Source organism: Micromonospora sp. NPDC005163 (assembly GCF_053599835.1).
On sequence record NZ_JBSFYP010000017.1, the window covers coordinates 86,754 to 96,678 of the forward strand.

General features: G+C 68.2%; 12 protein-coding genes. 10 read left to right on the forward strand and 2 right to left on the reverse strand.

What is annotated here, in order from left to right:
- The first annotated feature begins 1 nt into the window (after nucleotide 1).
- Nucleotides 2–1,612, forward strand: coding sequence for a hypothetical protein (locus ACWD6N_RS14505; protein ID WP_450004884.1), 1,611 nt, complete (start codon nucleotides 2–4; stop codon nucleotides 1,610–1,612).
- Between the two features lie 150 nt (nucleotides 1,613–1,762).
- Here the strand turns inward: ACWD6N_RS14505 and ACWD6N_RS14510 are convergent, their stop codons facing one another.
- Nucleotides 1,763–2,161 carry a hypothetical protein gene (locus ACWD6N_RS14510; protein WP_450004885.1) on the reverse strand — a complete coding sequence of 133 codons (399 nt, stop codon included), beginning with the start codon at nucleotides 2,159–2,161 and terminating at the stop codon, nucleotides 1,763–1,765.
- Between the two features lie 116 nt (nucleotides 2,162–2,277).
- Between ACWD6N_RS14510 and ACWD6N_RS14515 the strand changes: the two genes are divergently transcribed.
- The 9 genes from ACWD6N_RS14515 (at nucleotide 2,278) to ACWD6N_RS14555 (ending at nucleotide 9,438) form a co-directional block, all read left to right on the forward strand.
- Nucleotides 2,278–2,550, forward strand: a complete 273-nt coding sequence (locus tag ACWD6N_RS14515; protein ID WP_450004886.1) for a hypothetical protein — start codon at nucleotides 2,278–2,280, stop codon at nucleotides 2,548–2,550.
- A complete protein-coding gene (locus ACWD6N_RS14520; RefSeq protein WP_450004887.1) occupies nucleotides 2,543–3,154 on the forward strand; it encodes a DUF6879 family protein in 612 nt (203 codons plus the stop codon). Before ACWD6N_RS14515 ends, ACWD6N_RS14520 begins: the two co-directional genes overlap by 8 nt.
- Before the next feature lie 48 nt (nucleotides 3,155–3,202).
- A complete protein-coding gene (locus ACWD6N_RS14525; protein ID WP_450004888.1) occupies nucleotides 3,203–4,924 on the forward strand; it encodes an ATP-binding protein in 1,722 nt (573 codons plus the stop codon).
- A 35-nt stretch (nucleotides 4,925–4,959) separates the two neighbouring features.
- Nucleotides 4,960–5,556: a tetratricopeptide repeat protein gene (locus ACWD6N_RS14530; protein ID WP_450004913.1), complete on the forward strand. Its 597-nt coding sequence runs from the start codon at nucleotides 4,960–4,962 to the stop codon at nucleotides 5,554–5,556.
- Between the two features lie 106 nt (nucleotides 5,557–5,662).
- Nucleotides 5,663–7,069, forward strand: a complete 1,407-nt coding sequence (locus ACWD6N_RS14535) for a hypothetical protein (RefSeq protein ID WP_450004889.1) — start codon at nucleotides 5,663–5,665, stop codon at nucleotides 7,067–7,069.
- A gap of 194 nt (nucleotides 7,070–7,263) precedes the next feature.
- Nucleotides 7,264–7,845: a hypothetical protein gene (locus ACWD6N_RS14540; protein WP_450004890.1), complete on the forward strand. Its 582-nt coding sequence runs from the start codon at nucleotides 7,264–7,266 to the stop codon at nucleotides 7,843–7,845.
- 79 nt (nucleotides 7,846–7,924) lie between these two features.
- Nucleotides 7,925–8,149, forward strand: a complete 225-nt coding sequence (locus tag ACWD6N_RS14545; protein WP_450004891.1) for a hypothetical protein — start codon at nucleotides 7,925–7,927, stop codon at nucleotides 8,147–8,149.
- Nucleotides 8,150–8,366: 217 nt separating this feature from the next.
- The gene (locus tag ACWD6N_RS14550; protein WP_450004892.1) at nucleotides 8,367–9,248 is read left to right on the forward strand and encodes a helix-turn-helix domain-containing protein; all 882 of its coding nucleotides are present in this window, start codon (nucleotides 8,367–8,369) and stop codon (nucleotides 9,246–9,248) included.
- Nucleotides 9,241–9,438 carry a DUF397 domain-containing protein gene (locus ACWD6N_RS14555; RefSeq protein WP_450004893.1) on the forward strand — a complete coding sequence of 66 codons (198 nt, stop codon included), beginning with the start codon at nucleotides 9,241–9,243 and terminating at the stop codon, nucleotides 9,436–9,438. Before ACWD6N_RS14550 ends, ACWD6N_RS14555 begins: the two co-directional genes overlap by 8 nt.
- 63 nt (nucleotides 9,439–9,501) lie before the next feature.
- On the opposite strand, the gene ACWD6N_RS14560 is transcribed toward ACWD6N_RS14555, so the two are convergent.
- Nucleotides 9,502–9,897: a hypothetical protein gene (locus ACWD6N_RS14560; RefSeq protein ID WP_450004894.1), complete on the reverse strand. Its 396-nt coding sequence runs from the start codon at nucleotides 9,895–9,897 to the stop codon at nucleotides 9,502–9,504.
- Nucleotides 9,898–9,925 lie beyond the last annotated feature (28 nt).

Here is a 9,925-nt window from a genome sequence, read left to right on the forward strand (position 1 = left end):
AGTGGTCGACATCGATGCAGTGCGAGACTGGCTGGGGCGACTTCCAGGCGGATCGTTGGCCGGGCAGTACGTCGACGACTGGGACGCGTTCGAGAAGCTGGACAAACCGGTCGTGACCCTCTTCGGGTCCTACGACACCGGCAAGAGCTCCCTACTCCGCCGGTTGCTCGTCGACTCGGGCGGCGATGTACCCGGCTGGCTCACGATCAGCGCACGCCACGAAACCTTCGAGGTCAACGACGTCGAGGTCGGTGGGTGCATAATCCGCGATACTCCCGGATTCGCGGTCGGTGCGTCCGACATTCGCGCACAGAACAATTCGCGCCGAGCAATGGCGGCGGTCGGGCTCACGGACGTCGGCATCGCGGTACTGACTCCACAGTTGGCGACCGCCGAGCGTGACATGCTTCAAAAGCTGTTCACGCAGGGGTGGCCGGTGGGAACGATGTGGTTCGTCATCTCGCGGTTCGACGAGGCAGGTGTGGACCCAGAGTACGGTCTCGCGGAGTACCGGGAACTGAGTGAGTGCAAGGTTCGCGAGTTGCGAGAACTGTTCGACTTGGACGACAGGACACCGGTTCTCGTTGTCTCGCAGGACCCGTTCCAGACGGCAGGGCCGGACACCGATCTCAGCCGAGAGATCTGGGATGACTTCCGTGGCTGGGACGGCATGAGGGACCTTGCGAATGCTGTCGAGGCGGTGTCCCCTTCGGCACTGCCCGGATGGCGACATGCGGCCGGGCAACGGTACTGGACAGCGATCCTGGACGAAACCGTGACCGAACTGCGGAGGCAACTGGCGGACTACACGGCACGTGCCGAAGTAGCTGCCAGTGGCGTCGCTCGCCGCGACGGATGGGAGAGCGAACTCGACGCTCTTGATCGGGCCGCCCACGCCAGCCTCGACGGTCTCGTCGAGGAGGTGATGCGGCGGTCGTGGGAGCCGAGTTCCGGCACCGATGAACTTCAGGCCGAGATTCAGCGCACGCTCGACGAGTGGTTCACCAAACACGAGGTCCGCCTCCAGCGGTTGCAGCAGTCGATCCGCAAGACCAAGGAGCGAGAGCGCGCCCGACCCTCCTGGGCCGGCTTCGCTTCGCTGGCCGCGACACTCGGGTCCGGGGAGGATGCCTCCACGACCTCGGCAGGGCCCCGCGGTGTCGCAGAACATGTCGAGACGGTCGGGACCATGTTGATCGGTATGTTGAAGGCCGCGAACGCACCCAGGCCGATCCCCGGCGGGAAGGCCATTGCGGCGAAGGCGGCCGGGGACCTGAGTCGGCACATCGGCATCGCCGAAGCCGCTCTTCCCCTTGCCGCCTACCTGGCGAAAGTCGTCGACGAGCAGGGAGCGGATCGCGTGCGCCTGAATCAGGACAAGGCGGCAGCCGAGAAGCGACAACGCGTCGTCACTGAGTGCACGCAGCGCGCTCGCGACACCTGGCAGCCGTTCGTCGACGACGTGCGTGAAGCGATCATCGCCGAGACGAGAGACCAGGTCGACCTCGACGCGATCCTGCGCCAACTCGTTGAGCAACTGCGAGAAGCTGTGACGGAAGGCGAGGGTCTCGTTCGAGCGGGTACCGTGCCACTACTCGAGACAAAAGCGTAAGCGAGTGGGCCACTGTGGCTCGACTTCAGGGAGCAGGTCATGAGCGAAGTTGGGTAGCCGGCCCGTCCGGAGACGAGTGCAAATGCTTCGCATATCATTTGGGTACTGCTCTTCCGCTCGCTGCTCATGAGGCTGCCGGGTGCCATGTGGTCAGTGTCGGGGCGGACCGTCGCCGAGGTAGATACCGCCGTGGATGTCCCGCGCCTGCACCACTGGCCCGTGCACGTCACCGGCGACTGAGTTCGCGACACCGCCGGCGCCTTCGGCAACGGTGACCTCGACCTGCGACCACCGCGCACGCAGCTCAGCGGCGAAGGCCACGTCGCGGTGCGACTCCCGATCGAGCAGCTCGGCGAGGCGGCCCACCGCCTCCGGCGAAGGCTGCTGCAAGGCGCCCTCGATGGCGGCACGCGATGCCGGCTCGTGCTGGAACCGGGTGCGCAGGAATCCGATCAGGGAGGACACCGCCGCCCGTCCGCTCTGGGCCAGCTCGGTGGTCGCCCACGCGACAAGCGTCGTCGCCGCGGTGACCATGATCGGGTCGGTCATAGTTCCGCCTCCCGCCATCGCCGCGTGCTCGATGAGACAAGACACGGGCGGCACCCATCAAGCGGCCTCGATGTTACCTTGGGTGCTCGCGCGAATACCCGACTTCGGAGGTCTCCATGAGCGGACAGCGTTGGGAAGCGGACCCTGCCGCCGAGCTCACACGACGTTGGGGTAAGTCCTCACACGAGTTGGGCAACACCTCCGGCGACGGCAGTTGCCCCGACGTCTGGGAGTTGAGCAACGGTGACATCGCGGTGATCGGGCAGGACCTCACCGAGACCTACCGTGAACGACTTCCGGCCGGAGCCTCGGTGGACCCGGGCGAGCGGCTTATCATCATTCCCCGATCGACCATGATCGCGGCGAAGGTGGACATACCTGATGCATGACCTGTTCGGTGGGGATCCCGGTGAGCGAATCCGCCTGGAGAACTACTGGGCCGACTTCGAGGATCGGTTCTGGAGGACCACCGATCCGGGCTTCTGGAAGCTGGAACGGCAGCAGACCTTCAAGGAGCCCGGCGACGGGGGGTGGCAGGCGTTCGCCGACGGGCGGTGGGACGATTCGCTGCGGATCCTCAAGGCCCGCCGTCCAGAGTTTCAGCGCTACCACCGGCGGATCGCCGAGAACGGGTTCGCTACCCGGCGGGTCCGGGTCGTCGAAGAGCCTCTCACGCCTTACCTTCAGTGGGAGCTGCACGTGCTGCGACTGCGGCATGAATACGGTGGGTTGACCCGGGTGGTCGGCGCCGACGCGGTGAGGGCGGCCGAGTCGGGTGGTCCGCTGCCGGAGATCTACACCCTCGGCACCGAGGTGATGTACGAGGCCGTCTACGACGCCGATGGTGTGCTGGCGTCCGCCCGCCGCTGGCGTGACCCCGAGTTGGTGACGCGCTGCCAGGCCTTCATCGAGTCCCTCTACCAGGACGGTGAACCGCTGGATGGGTTCTTCGGCCGCGTAGTGGCGCCGTTGGAGCCTCCCCGCGCGGGGTGAGACGTGGAAGGCGTCGGGTCGGGCGGAGCCGGGCAAGGGCCAGCGCAGGTGAACCGGTCCGAGCTGTCCGGCCCGGCGGAGCTGGTCCAGGCCCGCGACGTGTACGGCGGCGTGCACTTCCACGGGGAGGCGGCTCCTCAGGAGCTACCACAGCAGCTCCCCGGTGACGTACGTGGTTTCGTCAACCGAGTCGAGGAGCTACGGGCACTCAACCGGCTGCTCACCGACGGGCACCAAAGCAACGACGTCACCCTGTCGGTGATCACCGGGACGGCCGGCGTCGGCAAGACCTCCCTCGCCGTGCGCTGGGCGCACAGCATCCGGAACCGGTTTCCCGACGGGCAGCTCTACGCCAACCTGCGCGGCTACGACCCGGGCGAGCCGGCTGAGCCGGAGCAGATTCTCGACCGCTTCCTGCGGGCCCTCGGCGTACCGCCCTCGGCGGTGCCCGCCGACCCGGACGACCGGGCGGCGCTGTACCGCTCCCGACTGGCCGGTCGGCGCGTACTGGTGGTGTTGGACAACGCCGCCACCGCGCGGCAGGTGCGCCCGCTGCTGCCGGGCACAGACCACTGCCTGGTCGTGGTCACCAGTCGGAACATGCTCTCCGGGCTGGCCACCCGCGACGGTGGTCGACGGCTGACGCTGCGCATGTTGACCGAGGAGGACGCGGTCACCCTCCTGCGCGACATCACCTCGCCCTACCGCAGCGGCGACGACCCCGACGAGCTGACCGAACTGGCGCGACTCTGCGCCCGGCTGCCGCTGGCGCTGCGCATCGCCGCCGAGCGTGCGGCGAGCCGGCCGTTCATGCCGCTCGGCGAGCTCATCCAGGATCTGCGCGACGAGTCGGCCCTGTGGGACGCGCTCACCGCCGTGGAAGATGAGGAGTCCGACGCGGTACGCGCGGTCTTCGCCTGGTCCTACCGGGCACTGAACCCGACGGCGGCCCGGCTGTTCCGACTGCTCGGGCTGCACCCCGGCCCGGACCTCAGCGCCCCGGCCGCCGCCGCCTTGACCGGCGGGCCGGTGTCCCGGGTACGGCAGCCGCTCGATGCCCTGGTCCGCGCGCACCTGCTAGAGCAGAGCGCGCCGGGACGCTACCAGCTCCACGACCTGCTGCGCGCCTACGCGGTCGACCAGGTCCGGCACCTGGAAAGCGCCGAGGATCGGCAGGCGGCACTGCGCCGCGGGCTGGACTGGTATCTGCACACCGCCGACGCCGCGCTGGCCCGTACCCTGCCCTTCTACCGGACCGTACCGTTGGATCCGCCGACCGACGTCACGCCGCTCGCCTTCGCGACCAGCGCCGAAGCGGACGCCTGGTTCGACGCCGAGCGGGACAACTTGGTGGCGGCCACGCGAGTGGCCGCCGAGGCCGGCGTACCGCAGATCGCCTGGCGCCTGACGGCGCTGCTGCGCAGCGTCTTCATGCATCAGAACGCCTTCGAAAGCTGGTTCGCCACGACCCGGATCGGGCTGGCGGCGGCCCGCACGCTCGGCGACCGGCGCGGCGAGGCGGAGGCGCTGGAGAGCCTCGGCAAGGCCCACTTCCAGGCCCGCCAGCTCACCGAGGCCGCCGAACACCATCGGGCCGCACTGGTCATCCGACGGGAGATCGGCGACGAGTACGGCACAGCCGTGTCGATCAACGCGCTCGGGTTGCTGGGCCTGCGCCACCGTCGTCTCACCGACTCGCTCACCCTTTCGGCGAGAGCCTGGCGATCTTCGAGCGGCTCGGCAACCAGCGGTGGCAGGCCCTGCTGCTGAGCAATCTCGCCGAGACCCGCTACGAGCTGGGTGACCTGCCCGAGGCTGCCGACCTGCTAGGACGGGCGCTCGTGGTGCAGCGGGCGATTGACGACCGCGGGCAGGAGGGAAACTCGCTCTTCTTCCTGAGCATGACCCTGCGGGAGCTCGACCGCACCGGGGAGGCGCTCGCCGCGATCGAGGCGGCCATCGCCATCGCCGAGGGCGCGAGCCCGCTGTGGCTGGGGCACTGGCTGGTGGAGTACGCGCGGGTGCTGCGCGCCTTCGGCCGGCCGGCCGAGGCGTTGGAGGCAGTGCACCGGGCCGCGACGATTCAGCGCCGGCTCGGTGACCGCAGCCGGGAGGCGATGGCCCTCGACGGCGCCGGTGAGGCATACCGGGAGCTTGGGCAGGCGAACGAGGCAACTGCCTTCCACCTGCGCGCGGCGGTGGTCCACCGGCAACTCGGGGACGATTGGCAACTCGCCCTGACGCTGGACCACCTGGCCGCCGCGCTGGCGGCCGCGGGCCGCTCCGAGGAGGCCGGACAGCACCGGCGGGAGGCTCACTCCCTGCTGTCCGGGCTTAACGACGCGCGCGCTGCCACAATTCGCGAACGCATCGCGGCATTGATGCGGGGCGGCACCGACTGAGACCGAACGATCCTCGCATTGACACGCTGAAGTTTCTCGATCACTGTGGGTGTCTGGCTCATGCAGTGCGTCAGCACCGGGGGTGGGCGTGGAGATTGATTCGCTCGTGCAATCCCTGAGCTACCAGTCGCTACTGGCGCTCAATTCCTCCGATCAGCTGGTCAACGACGTGCTCCGGTACGCCGAGACACACGCCAAGACGCGAGAGGCGTACTGGCACCACAAGACGTTGACCGCGGTGGACGTCGGCACCGGTGGGATGCGGACCAGTCCAGCGCAGGTGCTGCACGAGCTGGGGGTGGCCACCACCCTGCTGACCGCGTCCCCGTTGTCACAGGTGGCTCGGCACTGGGCCGCAGTCCGCTACTGCGCCACGCTAACCAAGAGCGGTGGGCGTCTCGCGCTGACGCCGGATGCCAACGAGGTCGTCTACCACCACAAGGTGACCCAGTCCGAGCAGTTGGGCATCGGCCTGGCCCTCGTCGTCGCCAAGAATCTGCTTCGCCGACAGTATCGGGGGTGGACGTTCCATGCGGTCGACGCAGAGGTGGCGTTGAAGGCCGGCTTCGTGGACGGGGCCGGCGCGGTGGAGTCGGTCTCCCGCACCAAGAAGCGGCCGGACTACATCCTGCTCGGGCACCACGCTACGAAGACCCGCCGGCGGATGAAGATCGTGATCCTGGAGTGCAAGGGCACCCACCAGCCGCCCAGCTTTATCCACGGGCAGCTCGCCCGAGCCGCCGTACAGGTGGAGGCGCTGTCGGTGGGCGGGCACCACCCGCCGTCACTGATGGTCGCCTCGCACCTCACCCAGGCCGGGATCACCGCCTACGTGCTCGATCCGCCTGGGGATGACGAGTTGTGGTCCGGTGATGACGAGGAACTTGACGGCCTGTTGAGCACGAGCCCTAGGGACCAATTCTGGCGACCGCGCACGGTCGCCCCTGACCAGACGGAAGCGAGACAGGCGCCTACCGGCGTACCAGTCCCGGCGGACGAGACCATCGCCGAGCCGGACCTGACCGAAGAGCTGCCACCCGGCGCACCCCAGGTCTTCGACATACCCGAGCAGCAGCGTGGCTGGTTCACCCAGATCCTGACCCGCGCCGTGGCGGCCACCGCCCTGCTCTTCGCCGGAAACAGCGAAGCCGCCAGCAGCTACGCCACCCCCCGCCAGCGCGGAACGGAGGATCCGGCATTCCAACCGGGGCTGTTCGACCTGGATCCAGCGTGGGCGACGAGTAGCGCGGCGACGTTCGAGCTGCCCAACGGGCTCTTCGCGGAGGGCACCCAGCACCGCGCACCCCTGGGCCGTGGCAGGGTCCTGGAGGTCTTCCGGGGCGTGGAGAGCCACCTCTACCGCGAGCTGTCCGACGGCCGGATCGGCGCCTACCTGAGGGATGCGCCGACCTTCTTCGCCAGGCGAGCGGCGCTGCCGGCCGACGGCAGCGTGTACTCGTTCGGCCGCGATGGCACCGTCCTGGTCGTCCGGGTCCTCGATGGCAGCGGTTGACGCGGACCCCAACGCAAAACCGGCGCCGCTGCAGACGCCATGAAGACCGGTGATGAGATGGCAGGCGGATTCCAGAGACCGGCTCGTTGACCGGGAGCGGCCTCGACCCTGCATGACCTGGCCCGCCAACTGCGGACGGGACAGGTCGACCTGTTCGCGCCCGACTGGGCCGACACCCCGGCCAGCGCACTGTGATGTGGACCATCGGCGAGTCGCCTGACGTCAGCGGCGGGACTGCCCCCGAGCGGCAAGCCCCCGGCGAGGACCGGACGGATGGACGTTCCGACGGTGACCTTCGCATCGGGCTTCTGCCGACGGTGCTCGTCCTGGCCCTCACCGCATGCTCCGACAGCGTTTCCGACGATGCGCCGACAGAGGGGACCGTCAGCGTGAGCCCGGCACCGGTACGGACCGACCGGAACCCGATCGCCACACGGTTTCCGCGCCTCGGTGACTTCGCAGAGGTCCACTGGCAAGCAGCAACGGACGGGGCTGACACCCTCGGGGTCCCCGGGCCGACCGACACGCGCATCGAGGCCGTGGTCGTGCTGCGACCCGACACCCTGGCCACAACCATCAAAGGGTACGAATGGCAGCCCGCGCCGCCCAACTGGGACGCGCCGCTGAGCGCCGAGCTACGCCCATTCCTGCCCACTGACGGCACCTGGCAGGTCAGCGAGCAGTACGCCGAGGACGTGCGGACGTCACAGTACAACGGCACCGTCTACCTCGACGCCCGCAGCGGCACGGTCTTTCTGCGGGTCATCGACAGTTGACCCGCAGGCATCGCACCCGGCCGGGAGCGCTCTGCTGCGGTGGAAGCTCGCTGCGCCGCTGATCGGGCTGAGCCTGCTGATGGTTGTCCCGGCCGTGTTCGGCACGGTGACCTGGTGGTCCTTCTACGGGGTCGGATACCGGGTGCTGAGCGTCCTCATCTGCCTCGTCCTCACCGCGCAACTGGCGGTGGCGGTCTCCATCGGCGTCCGGCCGGGCATGGACGTGCCCTGGACGAGGACCGGGCTGGTCATTCTCGGCATCCTGCTCACCTGCGGCCTGGCCCGGATTCGCCACGAACTGTAAACCTCGCTCGACACCATTCCACCCCCGACAGTACGCCATTAACCGCGCGTGGGAATTGCGCGTTCGTGACTCCTGTCGGGGGTGTCTTGTATGGTCAGAAGGCGTAATCGACCTGCGAGGCAACACCCAGTAGAATTGGTTATCGGGGGCAACGACCGCGCGTTTCAGCGATGGCGTCTGGATGTAACAAAATGCAACGTGGAGAGGGCGGGAGCCGATGGCCGAGGACATGGGATCGACAGTGCCTCGACGGCAGCTCGGGCGGGCGCTGCGCGAGCTGCGCACCGAGGCCCCGATGACGCTGGACGGGGCAGCGGAGGTGCTGCAGTGCAGCCGGCAGAAAATGTGGCGCATCGAGACCGGCCTCGGCCCGGTCCGCGCCCTCGACGTCAAGGCCATGTGCGAGCTGTACGCGGCGACGCCCGACCTGGCCGGCGCCCTCACTGCCCTGGCCAACGAAACCAAAGCCAAGGGCTGGTGGCACTCGTACGGCGACGCCGTCCCCGACTGGTTCGAGCTCTACGTCGGCCTGGAATCCGCCGCCTCGCGGCTGCGGGAGCACGACGACACTCTGGTCCCCGGGCTGCTTCAAACTCCGGGTTACACGCGTGGTGTCTACCAGAACCGTCCCAACATGCCGGCTGACGAGTTGGAAGAGGTCTTGGAAGTCCGCCGCCGCCGACAGTCGATCCTTGTTCGCCGGCTCCCAAAGGCACCCAAGCTGGAGTGGGTCCTATCGGAGGCCGTCTTGCTTCGACGCGTTGGCGGCCCCACGGTCATGGCCGAGCAGCTGGAACGCCTTCTTGAGCGTGCCGAGCTACCCAACGTGTCGATCCGCGTGCTGCCACTATCGGCCGGTGCGCACTACGGTGCACTGGCTGGGGCGTTCGTCATGCTCGATTTCCCGCTCGTCAACCGGGTCGTGCCTGATCAGTCCGTTGTCTACAGCGAGTCGGTGACCGGTGCGCTCTACCTCGACAGGCCGGACGAGTTCGCGGTCTACGAGAAGGTCTGGGCGAGCCTCCTCGACCTCGCGCTTGATGAGGAACAATCAAGAAGGATGATCGGCAAGATCAAGGAAGAGGTCCATCATGGCTGACGACCTGCTCGGTGCCCAGTGGCGGAAGAGCACCCGCAGCGGCGATAACAACGGCAACTGTTTAGAGGTAGCCGACAACCTGCCCGGCCTCGTCGCGGTGCGCGACAGCAAGGACCCGGCCGGACCCGCTCTCATCTTCTCCCCTGCCGCCTGGACCAGCTTCGTCCGGGTCACCAAGTCTGGGCACTGAGCCGTACATCAGACGGAAGCGCAGCCGGCGGACGCGCCGGACGCGCTCCCGTCACGCAATCGGTCAGGAGGTCGCGTCCCCCAATGGCGGGCTGGCCACATCCTCGAACAGCGACCACCGGTTCCGCCACGCCTCCACATTCGCCGGGTAGATCGCGGCATGCCGACTATCCGGGTTGCGCGGGCGAACGCCGCCAACACTCGCCATGAACTCGTCGTGCCGCTCGCGCACCCCGGCACGCAGGTCGTCTCCGGGCACAACGTAGAAGTCCCGGCGTCCGTCGGTCACATCGACGAGGACGTAGAGGTCGACCGACATCGCCGTCATCTTGTCGATGTCCGCGATCATCCAGCCGCCCTGCGCGGCGACCTGCACAGCCGCCGTCCTACCGTTGATCGTCACGAAGGTCTGCGCACCGTGCAGGCTCGCCGAATGGCCGTGCAGCAGAGCCTCAGCCACCGCAAGGTGCCGTCCAGCTTGGTGCTTC

What these genes read in the sequence shown, in the direction of transcription:
- ACWD6N_RS14515 (WP_450004886.1), top strand. Translation starts at nt 2,278, where the DNA reads ATGAGCGGACAGCGTTGGGAAGCGGACCCTGCCGCCGAGCTCACACGA.
- ACWD6N_RS14550 (WP_450004892.1), top strand. Translation starts at nt 8,367, where the DNA reads ATGGCCGAGGACATGGGATCGACAGTGCCTCGACGGCAGCTCGGGCGG.
- ACWD6N_RS14510 (WP_450004885.1), bottom strand. Translation starts at nt 2,161, where the DNA reads ATGACCGACCCGATCATGGTCACCGCGGCGACGACGCTTGTCGCGTGG.
- ACWD6N_RS14540 (WP_450004890.1), top strand. Translation starts at nt 7,264, where the DNA reads ATGTGGACCATCGGCGAGTCGCCTGACGTCAGCGGCGGGACTGCCCCC.
- ACWD6N_RS14545 (WP_450004891.1), top strand. Translation starts at nt 7,925, where the DNA reads ATGGTTGTCCCGGCCGTGTTCGGCACGGTGACCTGGTGGTCCTTCTAC.
- ACWD6N_RS14555 (WP_450004893.1), top strand. Translation starts at nt 9,241, where the DNA reads ATGGCTGACGACCTGCTCGGTGCCCAGTGGCGGAAGAGCACCCGCAGC.
- ACWD6N_RS14520 (WP_450004887.1), top strand. Translation starts at nt 2,543, where the DNA reads ATGCATGACCTGTTCGGTGGGGATCCCGGTGAGCGAATCCGCCTGGAG.